Below are 18,969 nucleotides of genomic sequence, written 5' to 3' on the forward strand. Positions count from 1 at the left end.
TAAAGAATAGACATCGTATTTTAAAACGACTTAATCTTTTGTTTTACAGTGGTTTAAATCATTCTTTAACAGTTGGATATAATAAAAGAAAACTTTTGTGAATTAAAAAAATATACTATTAAATGTATTTTTGATAGCTGATTAAATAAACAATAGTAAAAGAACCAAAAAATGGCAAAAACATTATTTGACAAAGTATGGGATTCACATGTTGTTCGTAAAGTAAAAGACGGACCAGATGTGTTTTTTATAGATCGTCATTTTATCCATGAAGTTACAAGTCCTGTAGCATTTTTAGGATTAGAAAGTAGAGGAAACAGTGTTGTATATCCAGAGCGTACATTTGCTACTGCAGATCACAATACACCAACAATAAATCAACACTTACCAGTTGAAGATCCATTATCTGCAAATCAGTTAAATGCTTTAGAGCAAAATGCTGCAAAACATGGTATTTCTCACTGGGGTTTAGGAGATGTAAATAACGGAATTGTACACGTTGTAGGTCCAGAAAATGGTATTACATTACCAGGAGCAACAATTGTTTGTGGAGATTCTCATACTTCTACTCATGGTGCTTTTGGTGCTATTGCTTTTGGTATTGGTACTTCTGAGGTAGAAATGGTATTGTCTACACAATGTATTATGCAACCAAAACCTAAAAAAATGCGTATTAACGTAAATGGTAAATTAGGTGTTGGTGTTACTGCAAAAGATGTGGCTTTGTATATCATAGCAAAACAAACTACTTCTGGTGCAACAGGATATTTTGTAGAATATGCTGGAGATGTTTTTGAAGATATGACAATGGAAGGACGTATGACTGTGTGTAATTTATCTATAGAGATGGGTGCACGTGGAGGTATGATTGCTCCAGATGAAAAAACTTTCGAATACTTAAAAGGTCGTTCTCAAACTCCTAAAGGAGCAGATTGGGATAAGGCAATGAAATATTGGGAAACTTTATATACAGAAGAAGGTGCTGAGTTTGATGTAGAATTTAATTATGAAGCATCAGATATAGAACCAATGATTACTTATGGTACAAACCCAGGAATGGGAATTGGTGTAACAAAATCTATTCCACTTGCAGAAAATGTAGAAGGTGGAGTAGAAACTTATAAAAAATCATTAGGATATATGTCTTTTAACGAAGGAGATTCTATGATTGGTAAAGAAATAGATTTTGTATTCTTAGGTTCTTGTACAAACGGACGTATAGAAGATTTTAGAGCATTTTGTTCTATTGTTGAAGGACGACAAAAAGCAGACAATGTTACTGCATGGTTAGTTCCAGGATCTCATAAAGTTGTAGATCAAATTCAAGCAGAAGGTTTAGATAAAATTATAACTGAAGCAGGATTTGTATTAAGAGAACCAGGTTGTTCTGCTTGTTTAGCAATGAATGATGATAAAATTCCTGCAGGGAAATTATCAGTTTCAACATCAAACAGAAACTTTGAAGGACGTCAAGGTCCAGGATCTAGAACATTATTAGCTTCTCCATTAGTAGCTGCAGCATCTGCTGTAGAAGGAGTTGTAACAGATCCAAGAACATTAATAAACGCTTAATAAAGATAACAATGGCTTACGATAAATTTGACGTACTAACAAGTACAGCTTATCCTTTACCTACAGAAAATGTAGATACAGATCAAATAATTCCTGCTCGTTTCTTAAAGGCAACAGAGCGTAAAGATTTTGATATTAATTTTTTCCGTGATTGGAGATTTGAACAAGATGGAACACCAAAAGCAGATTTTCCTTTAAACAAAGAAATTTATGCAGGTTCTAAAATATTAGTGGGTGGTAGAAACTTTGGTTCTGGTTCTTCTAGAGAGCATGCAGCTTGGTCTGTATATGATTTTGGATTACGTTGTGTAATATCATCAGAATTTGCAGATATATTTAAAAATAACTGTTTAAATGTAGGTGTTTTACCAGTACAAGTTTCTGCAGAATTTGCAGATACTTTGTTTGCAGCAATTATGGCAGATCCAAAAACAGAAATTAAAGTTGATTTACCAAATCAAACTGTAACATTAGTTGCAACAGGACAATCAGAATCTTTTGTAATTAATGCTTACAAAAAAGACAATATGTTAAATGGTTTTGATGATATAGATTATTTAAAAAACATCGAAAACGAAATTTCTGCATTTGCAGAAACAAGACCGTTTTAATAGTTTTTTGTAAAAGTGTCATTTTGAGCGAAATGAAATGTAGTCGAAAAATCTTATTTTAAGATTTCTCCATTCCAGTCGAAATGACAGATAATTATTTATGTTTTTAACATTTATAAAATGACCCAAAGAAAGATAGAAATAATGGATACGACACTACGTGATGGAGAACAAACATCAGGAGTGTCGTTTTCAGTTTCCGAAAAATTAACAATTGCTAAATTATTATTAGAAGAATTACAAGTAGATCGTTTAGAAATAGCATCTGCAAGAGTTTCTGAAGGTGAGTTACAAGCAGTTAAAAAAATAACTTCTTGGGCAGCTGAAAATAGTTTTTTAGATAAAATAGAAGTATTAACTTTTGTTGACGGAGGAAAATCTATTGATTGGATGATAGATGCTGGAGCTAAAGTTCAGAATTTATTAACTAAAGGTTCTTTAAATCACTTAACACATCAACTTAAAAAAACAGCAGCTCAACATTTTTCTGATATAAAAGCTACCATTGAGTTGGCAGCAAAACATAATATTAAAACCAATGTTTATTTAGAAGATTGGTCTAATGGTATGCGAAACTCAAAAGAATATGTTTTTGAATATTTAGATTTCTTAGTAAATCAAAATGTAGAACGTATTTTATTACCAGATACTTTAGGAGTTTTAACTCATACAGAAACTTTTGAGTTTATAAATGAAGTAAGAGAAAAATACCCAACAACTCATTTCGATTTTCATGGTCATAATGATTATGATTTAGGTGTTGCAAACGTTATGGAAGCTGTAAAAGCTGGTGTAAATGGTTTGCATTTAACCATAAACGGAATGGGAGAACGTGCAGGAAATGCACCAATGGCAAGTGTTATAGCTGTTATTAATGACTTTTTAAAAGATGTAGAAGTTACTGTTAATGAAACTGCTTTAAACAAAGTTAGTAAGTTAGTAGAAACTTTTTCTGGATTTAGAATTCCAGTAAACAAACCTGTTGTTGGAGCCAATGTTTTTACACAAACTGCAGGTATTCATGCAGATGGAGATAATAAAAACAATCTATATTTTAATGATTTAATGCCAGAACGTTTTGGTAGAAAACGTAAATATGCATTAGGTAAAACATCAGGGAAAGCAAATATTCAGAAAAACTTACAAGATTTAGGTTTAAGTTTAAATGATGAAGAGCTTAAAAAGGTTACACAAAGAATCATTGAATTAGGAGATAAAAAAGAAGTAGTATCACAAGATGATTTGCCATACATTATTTCTGATGTTTTAGATAGTGACACAATAGAAAAACGTGTTGTTGTAGAAAATTATGTTTTGGGACATGCTAAAGGTATGAAACCCTCTACTACTTTACAGTTAAGAGTAGAAGGTGTACAGTATGAGGCACATGCACAAGGTGATGGACAATTTGATGCTTTTATGAATGCATTACGTAAATTGTACAAAACACATAGTAAAAAAGATTTACCAGATTTAATAGATTACGCAGTTAGAATTCCTCCTGGAAGTCATTCTGATGCTTTGTGTGAAACTATTATTACTTGGAAAAATGAAGAAAAAGAATTTTTAACACGTGGTTTAGATTCAGATCAAACAGTATCTGCAATTAAAGCTACAGAGAAAATGTTGAATATAATATAGAACGCTATTTGCTTTTAGCTTTTTAGCTATTAGCTTAAAAATAAAAACAATTAAATTATTAGCTGGCTATTGAGCGAATTGCCAATAGCAAACAGCCAAAAGCTTAAAAATATGAAATTAAATATCGCATTATTAGCAGGAGATGGAATTGGTCCTGAAGTAATTGACCAAGCAGTAAAAGTTTCTGATGCAATTGCAAAGAAATTCAATCATGAAATTAATTGGAGACCAGCTTTAACTGGTGCTGCAGCTATTGATGCAGTAGGAGAGCCTTATCCAGATGAAACACATGAAATTTGTGCTTCTTCAGATGCTGTTTTATTTGGTGCAATTGGGCATCCAAGGTTTGATAATGATCCTTCAGCAAAAGTTCGTCCAGAACAAGGATTGTTAAAAATGCGTAAAAAGTTAGGTTTATTTGCAAATGTAAGACCAACGTTTACTTTTCCTTCTTTGTTAGATAAATCACCTTTAAAAAGAGAACGTATTGAAGGAACAGATTTGGTTTTTTTACGTGAATTAACTGGAGGAATTTACTTTGGTGAAAAGGGTAGAAGAGATGAAGGTGAAACAGCTTTTGATAACTGTGTTTATACTAGAGCAGAAGTTCAGCGTTTAGCAAAAAAAGGTTTTGAGTTAGCAATGACACGTGGTAAGAAATTATGTTGTGTAGATAAAGCTAATGTATTAGAAACTTCTAGACTTTGGAGAGAAACTGTACAAGCAATGGAAAAAGATTATCCAGAGGTTGAGGTAGCTTATGAATTTGTAGATGCAGTTGCAATGCGATTAGTACAATGGCCTAATAGTTATGATGTATTAATTACTGAAAACTTATTTGGAGATATTTTAACTGATGAAGCTTCTGTAATTTCTGGTTCTATGGGATTAATGCCAAGTGCTTCTTTAGGTTCTGATATTGGTTTGTTTGAGCCAATACACGGGTCTTACCCACAAGCTACAGGTTTAAATATTGCAAATCCAATGGCTACTGTATTATCTGCAGCAATGATGTTTGAAAACTTTGGTTTACAAGAAGAAGGAAAAGCAATTAGAAATGTAGTAAATATTGCTTTAGCTAAAGGTATTGTTACTGAAGATTTAGCAGATGGTGGAAAAGCTTATGGAACTTCTGAAGTAGGAGATTGGTTAGCAGAAAATATCTAGAATTTTTAATCTAGTTTAATATATTTAAAAGCGCTCTTTAGAGCGCTTTTTTTTAATTTATAAATATTGTGTAAAGTCCTTTTTCTTTATCGTAATTATATTGAGCATTTTCAATCTTAATTTCATTATATCGTGAAAAAGAACAGCAGTTTTCACTCAGAAATTCTGCATCAACATAAAGCGTAAATATTTCATTATCATCAATTTGAATAGAATAGTTTACAATTTCTGTTTCCCAACCTATTGTGTTTATTGTTAAAACATTGTAATTGTTTTCAGAAATAAAATTATAATCAACTCTACTTCCATCTTTAAGATTTACTACTTTAATATATCTGCTTTCATAAGTATTATTAGTAAATACATTTATACCAGTTTTAGCATCTACTATTTCAAATTGAAAAGGTTCTGGTGGCGTAAAACATAGTTTATTGCAATCATTTTTGCAATTAGTTAAGAATAAGCTAATAAATAATAAATAGATGATTGATTTTTTCATTTTTTTAGTAAAAATAAAAAAACTCTCTAATAAAGAGAGTTTTTCGCATTTACTTTTTCTTTTTTCTGTACTTTTTTATAGTACATATACGTTCCTAAAGCTATTGCCATAAAAAACAGTAGTATTAGTCCATTATCTATTGGAAGTCCAGGTGGTCCTGGGCCTCCTAAACCTCCAGGTACAGGAGGTGGGCTCGAAGAGTTTATCTTCGGTAATATAAAAGTAATCATTAGGGGATTAGGGGTGTTAGGGGTTATTATTACTTTATTTTATTATTATTTTCTTTGATATTTTTCCTTTATCTGTTGTTATTTTACAAATGTATATTGATTTTGATATTGAGTTAATTTTTAAATTTAATTCACTTTCATTTTGATTTTTAAAATTCCATGTGTTAATTTTTTGACCTAAAATAGAGTACAATTCTACTTTGGTTACTATTAAATTGTTACTGATATTAATATTTATTTCTTTTAAAATGTTGTCATAATAAATAGCTAAGTTGTTATTTAAAAAAGCATCATTGGTGTTTAATATCTGTTCTTGTTTTTTTGAAAAAGTTAAATAGAACCTTTCAGAATAACTCCCTTTTTGTAAGTTTAATATTACTTTATCTTCGTGTAAAGGATAAAATTTATGTAGTAAATTGTCATATAAATACAGTCTTTGATTTTGTAAATTCCATTCATCTACTTCAATAGAAATTTCATCATTTTTATCAAGTATTATTTCTAAAGGTATCTTTAATTTTGAATTTATTTCACCAATTCCTGCAATTACATATTTTTCTTCATAACCTGGGAACTTCCAATACATATCTGAACTAGATAAATCAAATATTTGACTATCATATCCTGGTTCATAAGCAAATGAATTGTTTTTATTAAATGAAATTCCTATTTGACGATGCATTTTACGATTATCTGAAGCAGTATAATTCATTCCAATTTTAATAATTGGAGGGTTTTTAATTTTTTCTTTTTTCGATTTAAAGAAAATTGAGTTTGCACCTTCAGTAACAAATTCTCTTTGACTATTATTAAAAACAACATTACCCCCAGCTACAGTTCCGTTTATTATAAAACCTTGAGCAATTGGAATGTAATTTGCAGGTTCTGTATATTCTCCATCACCTAAATCTGGTAAAGAAGCATCATTATTACTAGCAACATTTTGTGCAGCTATACCCATATCAATTCCTCTTGCAGAATAACCACCTATATAGCCATTATAATAATGACCAGCATCTGCAGTACTAGATGTATCATCTTCACCAACATGTTGCCAAAAATATAAAGTACCTGTTATTGAGTTAATATTGTCTTCAATAAATTTTTTTGCACTTATTGCAGAAGGGTAAGGGTTACCTATTAAATAGGTTTGTTCAGACCCTATTGAAGTTATTAATTCTCCATCATTAGGAGTTCCTACAAACGTATAATTTTGAGGAACTCCTGGGCCTTTCATTAAAAATCCATCAGTAGATGGTATTGGTCCAGTACTTCCTTTTTGAATCCAATTAGAATATGAACCATCTGCACTTGCATAACTGTAAATCCAGTGTTCAGCAATTTTAATTGGAAAGTCTGGTGCACCATCATAACCACCAACAAAATCTATATCTGAAGGGTTAGAAGTTGAAGATGTTGGGTTTGTACCGTCTTTTAAGACACTTGCAACTGTAAAAGATCCTCCTCCTACAGGAGAACTCATATAATTATATCTATAAATGCTTGCTTGAGTTGAGTTTTGATCTACAAATAATTTACCTCCTCCAGATATTTTTCCTGAGGCAGTATGAATTTGAATTAATTGTGAAGTTCCTGCTAATCGTAATTCACTTGAAGCATCAGTAAGTGTTAAGTCATCTGAAATTCGTAAGAAATTATCAGTAATAGTTAATTTATTACCACTGTTTATTGTTAAGTTTCTAGCGCTTAAAACATCAGAAACAACATAGTTTTCATTAATAATTACACGTCTTGTAATATCGGGTACACCATTATCCCAATTACCAGCTGTTCTATTTGTTGGATTAAGTCTGTGTTTACCTAATGCCATATTAGATTCTACATTAGCACCAGTAATTTCTGATAAAAGAGGAGCATGAGGGTGCCTTTCTGGACCTCCTTCTGCTAAATCTTTATAGGGGTCTAAATTATCATCTACAAAAGCAATCCACTCTGTAACAGTATAGTCTTCGTTTGTTGTTAAAACTTCATCAGATCTTACATATGATGTGTTATTAGTGATGTTACTTGTTGTTTCGTATCTATGTTTCCATGCATCATCATTAGACAAACCTTTTGGGTGTGTTAATAATAAAACATCATTACCATCTGCAATATTAATAATATTTGTATTTGATATTAAAATTGTTTCTCCTGGAGCTAAATCTGTTGGAATAATATAAACTTCATTAGGAGTAACATCTGTTAGATTACCGACATTATCAGTAAAAAGTGAAAACTTTACACTGTTGGCTAATATTGTATTTGTTGGATGAACATTTGTAAGTTCTATTGTTTTGTTAGAACTAGTTTGATGAATTTGTGTAATCATAGGTGTACCAGAAAGGTGAGTATCTCTGTAATCTACATCTCCAATGGTTAAAGCATCATTATCTGCATCATTTAATAAAGTGGGGTCATCTATATGTGCGTTTATATCTATAAAGTTATCTGAAGTTAAGGTATTGTCTATACCATTTTCACCAACAGTTCCATTTGTTTTACCATCTCCATCACTATCAATAGACAATCCTACCTCATCAGTATCCCATAATCCATCATTATCAGAATCTAAATCTGTATAGTCGCCATTACCAAGACCGTCAGTATTTACTGTTGATAAACCAGAACCATATGCTGTATCTAATCCGCTTGAAGTATAAACATAATTAGGAGCTATATAATCTATTGTTGTTTGTGCTTCTATATTGTCTGGAATTCCATCATTATCTGAATCTAGATCTTTATCATTAGTTAATCCATCACCATCAAAATCTAAATCATCTGCAAAACAAGATTGAGGTTGTGTGCTCCAAACAAAATTATCCATTCCATGTAAATCTGCTCTATCATTAGCAATAGAACCAGAAACAACACTATGAACTACAGATACATTAGAAACAGCAGTAGCTGTAATAAAACCAATAGATGTTTCTACATTGTTACCAATCATCATTGTTCCTTGACTTACATCATTTGCATCATAAATGTCTACAACTGCTGTAGCATCATTTCCAAGAAAATTAGATTCGAAGTAAGCTACTAAATTACCATCAGCAAAAACTTCATATTTAATTAATGCTGAAGGAGCATCATTAAATGTATCTAAAATATCAATTAAATCAAAACTAAAAGCATGTACAGCAGTTGTAAAATCTATGTCTACTGTATAAACTTCACCAGCAACTAAATTAATTGACGGTTTTACATAAATAGCATCTCCAGAAGTTCCAGATCTAAACTCAGAACCCGTAGTTCTTCTAAATTGATTTCTTCTGGTGGTAGGATTTGCAGCAGTTGTTGTAAAAACTAAAGTTCCATTAGAAAATGTTCCTGTAGTTGTACCAGCACTACCATCTGTACCAGGAGCTGCAGGAAGTGAGCTAAAATCATTTGAACCATTTAAAACAGTTAATGTTAGTCCTTTATTGAAAGCCGCTTGTTGAAAACCAGATTCTTGATAACCAAGACCATTGTTTGTGTTGTTTCCTATTGTAAAAATTTCGAAACCATTATTTGTGTATGCAATTTGGTCTCCTTGTGGATTAACTGCTCCAGGAATAATACAATTTTCGTCAGTATCTAAAATTCCATCATTGTCATCATCTATATCTACAGTGTCAGGATATCCATCTCCATCTGTATCTTTATCTGTAATAGTAAAGATAGCAGAAACAAATGTTATGCTATAAGCAGGATTTGCTAATGTACCTTTATTAATATTATAAGTTCCAACTGTTTCACCAGAATCTCTAGATAAAGTACCTGATAAAGTGTCTCCAGGTTCTAAACTTCCAGAAGTAATAGAATATGTTAGAGTAGGATCTGCATCTCCAACCTCTTTTGAATGAGGGTTAGCAGTTACTGTAATAGGTATACCAGAATTATCAGTAGTACTAGAGATAATTACATTATCTATAGAAACATCAGATTGCCAACTATTAGCTCTTATACCTTCGAAACGAATTGTAATTGTTTGACCATCATAAGCGCTTAAATCTATTGTTTCAGTATGCCAAGAATTACCTTGGTTACCTGCTATTGAGAATACATTTGTTAGTGTTGCACCACTGTTGCTAATAATTATTACATTTAAAGTACCCATGTTTGAATTAGAATTTGCTGAATACATATGGTAATCAAATTCTAATTCGGCATTAATTTCTCCAGTAAAATCGAATTCTTTTTCTAAATGTGCAGTATCTCCATTTGAGCCACCAGAAGTTTCAATATACATATAATAAGAACCTTCAGAAGCATTGCTAGGTCCTGTACCATTAGATGGGGTTCCATTAGAATCATTAGTCCAATTAAAATCATCACCCCCTGCATTAGTCCATCCATCTAAAGTATTCTCAAAACTGTAACCTAAAGTATTTACAGGTGTACCTGAAGTACCAGTAACTGTAACATTATCTATAGCCCAATAGTAACCATAAGAACCTATATAGGTAAATCTAACTCGAGCATTTGTAGCTCCATTAGCTAATGCACTAATATCATAACTTCTTTCAGCAGCAGTAGGATAATTTGTATTTGATGTATATGTATCTACATTTACCCAACTAGAACCGTTAAAAACTTCTATTGTTCCACTTTCTCCAGAGGCATAAAACCTAAAATAATTACTAAAACTTAAAGTAAGATCTGTGTATGAACTTGCATCAAAGGAAACCGATGTTAAAGTTGTGTTTTGAGTATTACCATTACCATATCCATCACTATCTAAAATTGCATAAGTTCCGCTAAAACCACCACCTGTTACACTTGGGTTTGTATCGCTAAAATCCCAAATTTGTGAAGCATTTCCTCCAGGGTTATTAGTATTAGTCCAACCAGTTGGTGGGGTATTTCCTGTAGCTGTAGAAAAATTTTCTTCAAAAATTGTAGTTTGAGAAAAACTATTCGTTAGTATGGTAAACAAAAAAAATGACAATAAATGCCATTTACTTATAGATTTAGGGGTCATTAAGTAATTCATTTAGGGGTTATTAAAAAACTAGATAGTCTTTTAAACGATGTAAATATATTAAATTATTTTTAATTAAAAAATATCAATATGTTTGTGTAAATAGAAAAATAAAAAAAGAGCAGTTAAACTGCTCTTTTTTTATTTAGATTAATCTATAATTATTTTTTTTGTGAGTACACCTTTTTCTGTTGAAATTTTTATAACATAAATTGAAGAAGATAATTCTTGAACTTTAAACTTATATTGACTTTCATTTTTTAAATCATTCCAAACATTAATTCTTTTACCTAAAATGTTAAATAGTTCTAATTTATTAATAATTAAATTATTTAAATTTTGAATAGTGATTTCATTGTCTTTATTATTCATAAAAACAGCAAGTTTTGTGTTTAAAATATTTTCTTCTGTATTTAAGGTTGAATTTCCTTTATTGTTAAAAGTTAAATAAAATCTATCTGAATAAGTTCCTTTTTCTAAATCTAAAATAATAGGTGTTTCTTTAGAAAGTGGATAGAACATATTTAATAGTTTGTCTTCAATAAAAATATCTCTATCAATATTTTTTATTGCATCTATTTCAATAGAAATTGGTTTAGAACGTCCTATTTTAATTGTTAATGGTACTTCTAAACGATCACTTATTTCTTTTACTCCAGCAATAATTAGTTTTTTATCTGAATATTTAGGGAAGTGCCAGTAAATATCTGTAGATCCAATATCATAAACTTCACTATCATATCCATTGTCATATTTAAATGAGTTTGTGTTTCTAAATGAAATTCCAATTTGCCTATGTAAATCAATATTGTTAGATCCTAAGTGATTAAAACCTAATTTTAAAATTGGCAATAAATCATACTGATCTTTTTCATTAGTCTTTATATTATTTCCTTTATAAAAATACGTACCTGTTCCATCTCCATCATTACCATCGTATTCATCTGTTTCAAAATTTCTCATCGAATTTTCAAATCTAACAGTACCACCTGTTGCAGAAGAAGCAACAAAGAACCCTTGTCCTACAGCAATATATCTATTTGGAGCATGATAATCACCTTGCCCAACTGTAATATTTCCACCTTCTGTAAATATAATGTCATCTATAATTAAGTTAAGGGGCACGTCTCCTGTAATTGTAAAAGAAGCTATTTCAGACCAAAATAGATTTACTTTAACACCATCAGTATCAGTTAGTGTTTTTAATACATTATCATTACTAGCTCCATCTGGTGTACTAAAAGTTAAATTTAATGTACCTGCTCCTTTTTTTGCGATATAAATACTCTGTACATTTATATCTTTATCAAAGGTAAAAGTTGATGTAAAAGATGCATCAATATCATCATCTGAATCTAAATAATTACCAGTAGTATTAGCAGCTTCATCTTCAGAGGTATTTAGGTTTTGTTTTGAATTTGTAGTAGAATACGTAATAGTTGTACCTTCTACAGTTTGAGTAATATTCGATGCATTATCAGTAGCGTCTTCAAAATCAAAAGTATAAGAGTTTTCTGCAGGAATACTATTTGCTGCAATCCCCATAGAAATATTTCTTTGAGAATAGCCTCCTTGATAACCTCTTAAATTATGCCCTTCAGTTGCAGTTGCAATAGAATCATCTTCACCTGTGTGTTCCCAGAAATACAATGTACCATCAATGGCACTTAAATTAGTACCAATAAAATCTACAGCATCTAAAGCACTTGGATAAGGGTTACCTAATAAACTTTCAGCATTTTTATCTGCTATAAAATTAAAAGTTATAGAACCGTCATTAGGAGTACCTACAAAAGTAAAATTTTGAAGTGTTTTTCCAGTACTTTTCATAGTGTAACCTTGTCCTCTTTCTATGACACCTGTTTCAAATTTTTGTGCCCAATCTGATTGAGTGGTTCCATTTAAATATGAATAAATCCAATATGGAGCAATTTCTATAGGAGTTTCAATTGCACCATCATAACCAGCTACCCAATTTATTTCTGTTATTGTTGATGTTTCTGATGTTGCATTAGTTCCATCTTTCATTACTTCACCAACTCTAAATGAATCTAAATTTAATTCTCTAACAGGAGATGACCAATAGTGATATCTATAAATACTTGGTACTTTAGCAGCTTGATCTCTATACAATTTTCCATTTCCTTGAACATTTGAAGCTCCTGAGTGAGTTTGAATTAATTGACCATTGTCAATTAATCTGATTTCTCCATCTAAAATAAAGTCTTCATCAAATTCTAAGTATTTATTATCAGCAACCATTAACTTAGAGCCAGATTTTATCCAAACACACTCTACAATAGCATCTTCTGTTAAAGTTGGATGATTATCAGTGCCTTGAGCATCTATAACCATAACTTTATCTAAGTCTGCTGGATTAGTTGTAGGTTTACCTGAGTTATATCCTCCTAACCATCTATCTGCTTCTAAAGTTGCACCACCATTCCAAAAAATTCCATTTATTTCACTGAAAGTAAAATATTTAGTTCCATTAAAATCAAATTCTGTAGTGTATACAGTTCCATCTTCTTTTAATGGCGCATATTTTACATTCGTAGTAAAAGCAGCATCATCTGCAACTTTTAAAACTTTTATAGTAAAATCTGTATTTAATGCAAGATCTAAATCAGATTTTGTAGCTGTTATTTCTACAGAACCTACACTACCATTTTCAACAATTTTCCACTTTCGTTCTAATGTTTTTTCTGGTGCACAAATTAATTCTGTTTCTGTAACATCAGCATTTAATAAACTTCCATCATCATTACCCCACATTAAGAAATCTTTATTAGAATCAAATCCTGTAGCAAAGTTTACATTGTTAACGTTTGAGTCTGCTATTGCAGTTAAACCGATTGTAATAATTGCATCTGATGAAACACCTACAGATTTAGATTGATATTGAGCAAAATCCATAGCATCGTCTCTACCAATACCTGCAACATCATTATGGTAAGCACTATTAGCAGTATAATCCCAAACTTTGGTGGTTTGATCAGCTAAAACATAATCTCCTTCTACGATATCTCCACTGTAGGAAATAGCGCTTAATGTAAATCCATATTTTATTGCTAAATAGCTTTCTATTTGTTGTTGTTTTGCAGCAGTAGGTGTTTCATTAAAAACCATTATTTCTGCTATTTGACCATCCCAGTATCTGTTAGAACCTCCAGCATTACTACCAATTCCCATATTATTACCATCACCAGTTATGGTTACTATAGTATTACCACTTGTAGTATTTATAACACCTCCTAATTGATGATTAGCTTGTTCAAAACCTGTTGGAGTACTAGTAGAAGTTGAAGTTCCGAAAGTGTATAATGAATAATTATTTAAGAAGTTTGGTGGATTGTCTACTTGAAAAATTGTTCCAGATGCCCCAAAGCGTTGTCTCCAAACAAGTGGGTCATTGGGTGCATCATTACTTATTTTAACGTGAAAATTAAGACTTGAACCTGATACTGCTTCAACAAAAATAAAAGAGTTTTTATGAGTGTTAGGATTTGTAACTACATATGTCCATAAATTATCGTAAGTAGATCCACTACCTAGAATACCACCAATGATGTTTAAATCTTCACTATTAGCGTCATCAAAATCTAAAACAGGGTTAAAGTTTAGACCTACATCCATTTTATCTGGAGCTGTACCTGAAGGTGAAGTAGCATTAAAAGCATTGGTTTGGTCTATCCAAGAAGTTACTTCTTGTCCATCACCAGCATTGTCAGTAACATCTCTGTCTGCTCTTAACCACAGAATATTACCTGCACTTCCAGGGGTAATAGTTCCAGTAGTGGTATCTCTATAATCTACATCTTGTGTTGCTACATCAGAATCTTCGTCTGGTAAATCTGCTTGTGGAATGTCAATTTCATCATTTACGTCATAACCATCGTTATTGTCTACACCTTCAAAGTTGTCATCTAAACCATCTCCATCTGTATCTGTACCACTTATTGCGTTGTCTGAATCTCCATTTTCTTGAATGTCTGGTATTAAATCTCCATCAGAATCTGTATCTAAATAATCTGGAGTTAAATCTGATTCTGTTGGGTGAGTAGCATCAGTATTTACAGGTGTAAATATTGAAACTCCATTGTCTAATGCAGTTTCATATGCGTTGTCAAAACCGTTTGTGCCAACAATTCCTGTAGGAGCAATGTATAACGTACCTGCACCTGTTGTTCTTGTATTTTGTGCTTCTACATTGTCTGGTATTCCATCATTATCTGCATCTATATCTAAATGATTTGGTACGCCATCTGAATCTGCATGATACACATCTGGATAACCATCAGAATTATCATCTGTATAATCTGAACTACCACCAGGACCACCACTACCATCATCTGAAATATCTAAATAGTTTAAAGTACCATCATTATCTTCATCACCTAAAGGATCAAAACCAGCACTTTCTACAGTGTCTAAAATACCATCATTATCATCATCAATATCTGTTGCATTTACAATGCCATCATCATCTGTGTCAATACCAACTAAAGCATCTCTGTAGTCTAAATCTCCACCTATTAAAACATCACTATCAGAAGCATCATTTAAAAAACCATCTGTTTTTGGTTCTACATGAATACCGTTAACATCTGTATAACCTTGGTCTGTATCTGCATCTTCTAAAGCATCTAATAAACCGTTTGTACCTACTTCTCCTGTAAACCTTCCTCCAGAATTTGCAGGAAGCGATTCATTAATAATTCCTTCATCAATATCATTAGTTAAATCTCCATCTGAATCTAAATCTAAATAGTCTGGGTTTGCATCACCATCTGTATTTACCACTGTTAAGCCAGTATCATATGCTAAGTCAATTCCAAAAATATTGTAACTACCTGAAGGTTGAATATAATCTGCAGTTGTTTGTGCTTCTATGTTATCTGGAATTCCGTCATTGTCTGCATCTAAATCTTTAAAATCGAAAACACCATCACCATCCGAATCTAATGGAGTGCAGAAATTTAAATTTCCTATTGCTAAATTGTTAAAATCTCCATTTTGTCCTGAACCAGCATTATTGTATACAATTTGAAGCTTGATAACGTATTCTGGAATTAAATCTATTGTAACATTTCCATTACCTGTAGTTAAACCAGTAAAAGTATTTGAACCACTATATTCATTTACGGTTCCATCTACTGTGTAATCTGCAGGTTGTAATAAATATGTAGAACCATCTTGTTTGGTTATTATTATTTGAACTTCATCTATAGCAGTTGTAGTTACGTCTATATTTAAATCGTAAAGGGTAAAGCCTAAACCATAAATTGGACTACTAAAGTTAAAAATATGTCTTGAAGATGCACCAAAAGATGCATTTTGTCTTAAGTTATAAGAACTAGTAGCTTCTGTAAAATCATTTACTAAAAAATCACTATCACTATTTACATTAGAAGTTCTTGAAAAAGTTACTTCTACTGCATTTGTAGTAAAAACAGGACTATTATTTGGGTCATCACCATCATCTGAGTTTGCACCTCCAGTAGGATAAAGGGTATCCCAATCTATTTCTGCAGTAAAAGGACCAGAAACACAGCTTCCCATTTCATCTGTGTCTAAAATTCCGTCATTATCATCATCTAAATCTACTTCATCTTTAATTCCATCTCCGTCATTATCTGTAGAAAAAGTACTATCTCTATAATCTACATCACCACCTCCAAAAACATCAGTATCATTATCTGGAAAATTATCGGTTTGAGAATTGTCAAAGCTTCCATTTACATCAGTATAATTATCTCCATTATCATAATTGTTATCTAATCCATTTGTACCAAAATCTCCACTTAAAGATATTCCAGCTTCAGTATTATCTAAAATACCATCGTTATCAGAATCTGTTTCTAAATAATCATTATCACCATCACTATCAGTGTCTTGTGGAGTTAATCCTCCTGAATAAGCAGTGTCTACACCAGTTCCATCAAAAAGACCATTTGGTGGAATATAATCTATAGTTGTTTGTGCTTCTATATTATCTGGTATACCATCATTTTCTGAATCTAAATCGAAATGATTAGGAACACCATCTGAATCTGCGTGATAAATATCTGGAAAACCATCTCCATTTGCATCTGTATAATCTGTTGTTAATATGCCTCCAACATCATCATCTGAAATATCTAAATAATTTAAAATTGAATCTCCATCATCATCACCTAAAGGATCAAAACCACCACTTTCTTCTGTATCTAAAATACCATCATTGTCATCATCTAAATCTGTAGAATCTGGCACACCATCATTGTCATTATCTGTAAAAACGGTTGTAGAATCTCTCCAATCTACATCATTTGGTACATCTAAAGCATTATTGTTTGGAAAATCTCCATAAGGAGAATCATCAAAATTACCATTAGCATCTGAGTAATTATCTGAATTTTCTGAGTTTGCGTCTAAACCATTATTACCATTATTACCAGTTAATGATAAATTTGCTTCAATTCTATCTAAAGTTCCATCATTATCAGAATCTGTGTCTAAATAATCTGGTGTATCTATAGTGTCATGGTTATTTGGTGAAATTCCTAAAGAATCAGTACCATCTGCTAATCCATTTGGTGTGTCATCATATTCATTATCCAAACCATCTCCATCATTATCTAAACCAAAAGGTGGGGCATAATCTGCAGTAGCTTGGGCTTCGATATTATCAGGAATTCCATCACCATCTGAATCTAAATCTAATTCATTTGAAATTCCATCACCATCTGGATCACAAATAACTTTAAATCCATCTATACTAACATGGTCTATAGTTTATGTAACCCATTTGCAGTCGTTTTAAAAGAAGTGGTTTTGGGTAGAATATAGTTAAGGTTTATAGCTATTTCTTGTTCTCCAACTATTATTTTTTCAGTAATAATTTCTATAATTTTTCGTTTTTGTATTTTGGTAAGTTTACTCCAGTTTTCATATAATGATCTTGCTTCTTCTATAATATATCCACTAGATTTAAATTGATCGTTTAATGCAAATATCTCTCCTTCTAATTCTGGAATTTTCATTTTAAGTCGTTTTATTTCTCTATTTGGTTTGTCATAAAACTCATTAAAACGATCTGTTTCAATCTGTCCTTTTTCGTGTAGCTCAAATATTTTTTCAATTTTAACTTCTAGCTTTTCAATCTTTGATTCAATAATTTTTATTTCTTCTTTTTTCTCATTTATGACAGTATGGGTTCCATCAAAATATCTATTTACTTCTTCTTTAGATAAGATAAATTCTGTGAGTTGTTCTTTAAAGATTTCTTCAATATCTTCGATTCCAATTTTACGTTTGCATTTTTTACAAGTGTATTTTGGATTCCCAGATGGGATATACATTTTACCACCACATTCACAAAACAAATAGCCTGTAAACAAATGTACCTTTCTATTAAGTGGTTGAGTTCTTCCTTTTTCTTGTTTGGTAATTAATAAATTTACTTCATCCCATAATTCATCAGAAACAATTCTTGGTGCTTTATGTATATACCATTCTTTTTTATCTCGTATTTCAGTTTTTCCTTCTTTATTAATTTTAGTATGATGAGACCTCCTTATTCCTTTAGTTGTTGGATCTTTAAGTAAACGCTTAATTGTTATTCCTGAAAACAGGCTATTTCGTTTTGTTCTGTATCCTTTATCATTTAAAATTTTGGCAACCGTTCCAAAACGTTGATGTTCTAAATACAGCGTATACATCATCTTGCGGATTGGAGCTTCTTTTTCATCAAGTTCCATTTCTTCTTTCCCTACTCGTTTATATCCAAAAGGAATAGCACCCATTACTTTTCCCATTTTGGCTCGTACTTCTACAGAAGAATTGATACGTTCAACAATGTTTTCTCTTTCCCATTGGCTCATTGCTGAAATGATAGTATAGAAGAATCTTCCTGAAGGAGAACTTGTATCAATAGATTCATGTAAAGAAATCAAATCGGCATTGTATTCTTGAAAATGATCTGAAAATTCTAATAGTTCTTTTACGTTTCTTGCAAGTCGGGCAATTTTAGAGAAGATTAGGCCTTGTATATGTCCACTTTGAATATCTCTTAACATTCGTTGAGCTTCATGATGTGCCATTACACTTTTTCCACTTACTGCTTCTAAATGATATTCTTCTGCAATTTCCCATTCTTTCAAATCTGCATACATTTTCGCTTTTTGTAAATGATGCTCAGGACTGTCTGAATTTTGCTGTAACTTGGTAGACACTCGAATCCACACTCCAACTCTTTTTTTCATTGTTTACTTATTGACATTCAATGTCTAAAGTAAC

9 protein-coding genes are annotated in these 18,969 nt (G+C 31.4%); 4 read left to right on the forward strand and 5 right to left on the reverse strand.

The genetic code is table 11. The annotated features are described in order from the left end of the window. Nucleotides 1–171: 171 nt before the first annotated feature. The 4 genes from leuC to leuB all read left to right on the forward strand — a co-directional run bounded on the left by leuC (nucleotide 172) and on the right by leuB (nucleotide 4,991). On the forward strand, nucleotides 172–1,572 hold the full coding sequence (gene leuC, locus MPF13_RS04755; RefSeq protein ID WP_249981183.1) for a 3-isopropylmalate dehydratase large subunit: 1,401 nt from the start codon (nucleotides 172–174) through the stop codon (nucleotides 1,570–1,572). An 11-nt stretch (nucleotides 1,573–1,583) separates the two neighbouring features. Next, entirely contained in the window at nucleotides 1,584–2,183 is a 600-nt protein-coding gene (leuD, locus tag MPF13_RS04760) for a 3-isopropylmalate dehydratase small subunit (protein WP_249981184.1), read from the forward strand. 120 nt (nucleotides 2,184–2,303) lie between these two features. Then, complete coding sequence (locus MPF13_RS04765) at nucleotides 2,304–3,824, forward strand: hydroxymethylglutaryl-CoA lyase-like TIM-barrel protein (RefSeq protein WP_249981185.1); 1,521 nt, start codon at nucleotides 2,304–2,306, stop codon at nucleotides 3,822–3,824. Nucleotides 3,825–3,935: 111 nt separating this feature from the next. Then, entirely contained in the window at nucleotides 3,936–4,991 is a 1,056-nt protein-coding gene (gene leuB, locus MPF13_RS04770; RefSeq protein ID WP_249981186.1) for a 3-isopropylmalate dehydrogenase, read from the forward strand. A gap of 52 nt (nucleotides 4,992–5,043) precedes the next feature. Here leuB and MPF13_RS04775 read toward each other — a convergent pair whose 3' ends face one another. From MPF13_RS04775 to MPF13_RS04795, 5 genes are all read right to left on the reverse strand, one after another. Then, on the reverse strand, nucleotides 5,044–5,490 hold the full coding sequence (locus tag MPF13_RS04775; RefSeq protein WP_249981187.1) for a hypothetical protein: 447 nt from the start codon (nucleotides 5,488–5,490) through the stop codon (nucleotides 5,044–5,046). A 26-nt stretch (nucleotides 5,491–5,516) separates the two neighbouring features. Continuing rightward, the gene (locus MPF13_RS04780) at nucleotides 5,517–5,720 is read right to left on the reverse strand and encodes an Fjoh_0651 family PID-CTERM protein (RefSeq protein ID WP_249981188.1); all 204 of its coding nucleotides are present in this window, start codon (nucleotides 5,718–5,720) and stop codon (nucleotides 5,517–5,519) included. Nucleotides 5,721–5,754: 34 nt separating this feature from the next. After that, nucleotides 5,755–10,701 carry a DUF8693 domain-containing protein gene (locus tag MPF13_RS04785; RefSeq protein WP_249981189.1) on the reverse strand — a complete coding sequence of 1,649 codons (4,947 nt, stop codon included), beginning with the start codon at nucleotides 10,699–10,701 and terminating at the stop codon, nucleotides 5,755–5,757. A gap of 138 nt (nucleotides 10,702–10,839) precedes the next feature. Beyond that, nucleotides 10,840–17,292 carry a DUF8202 domain-containing protein gene (locus MPF13_RS04790; protein ID WP_249981190.1) on the reverse strand — a complete coding sequence of 2,151 codons (6,453 nt, stop codon included), beginning with the start codon at nucleotides 17,290–17,292 and terminating at the stop codon, nucleotides 10,840–10,842. A 167-nt stretch (nucleotides 17,293–17,459) separates the two neighbouring features. Beyond that, on the reverse strand, nucleotides 17,460–18,935 hold the full coding sequence (locus MPF13_RS04795) for a recombinase family protein (RefSeq protein WP_249981191.1): 1,476 nt from the start codon (nucleotides 18,933–18,935) through the stop codon (nucleotides 17,460–17,462). Between the last annotated feature and the right edge of the window lie 34 nt (nucleotides 18,936–18,969).

Origin of the sequence: Polaribacter sp. Z022, from assembly GCF_023555495.1 — a bacterium.
GTDB lineage: Bacteria > Bacteroidota > Bacteroidia > Flavobacteriales > Flavobacteriaceae > Polaribacter.

Excerpts from the sequence above, each read along its gene's own strand:
- leuC (WP_249981183.1), top strand. The coding sequence starts at position 172 with ATGGCAAAAACATTATTTGACAAAGTATGGGATTCACATGTTGTTCGT.
- leuD (WP_249981184.1), top strand. The coding sequence starts at position 1,584 with ATGGCTTACGATAAATTTGACGTACTAACAAGTACAGCTTATCCTTTA.
- MPF13_RS04765 (WP_249981185.1), top strand. The coding sequence starts at position 2,304 with ATGACCCAAAGAAAGATAGAAATAATGGATACGACACTACGTGATGGA.
- leuB (WP_249981186.1), top strand. The coding sequence starts at position 3,936 with ATGAAATTAAATATCGCATTATTAGCAGGAGATGGAATTGGTCCTGAA.
- MPF13_RS04775 (WP_249981187.1), bottom strand. The coding sequence starts at position 5,490 with ATGAAAAAATCAATCATCTATTTATTATTTATTAGCTTATTCTTAACT.
- MPF13_RS04780 (WP_249981188.1), bottom strand. The coding sequence starts at position 5,720 with ATGATTACTTTTATATTACCGAAGATAAACTCTTCGAGCCCACCTCCT.
- MPF13_RS04785 (WP_249981189.1), bottom strand. The coding sequence starts at position 10,701 with ATGAATTACTTAATGACCCCTAAATCTATAAGTAAATGGCATTTATTG.
- MPF13_RS04795 (WP_249981191.1), bottom strand. The coding sequence starts at position 18,935 with ATGAAAAAAAGAGTTGGAGTGTGGATTCGAGTGTCTACCAAGTTACAG.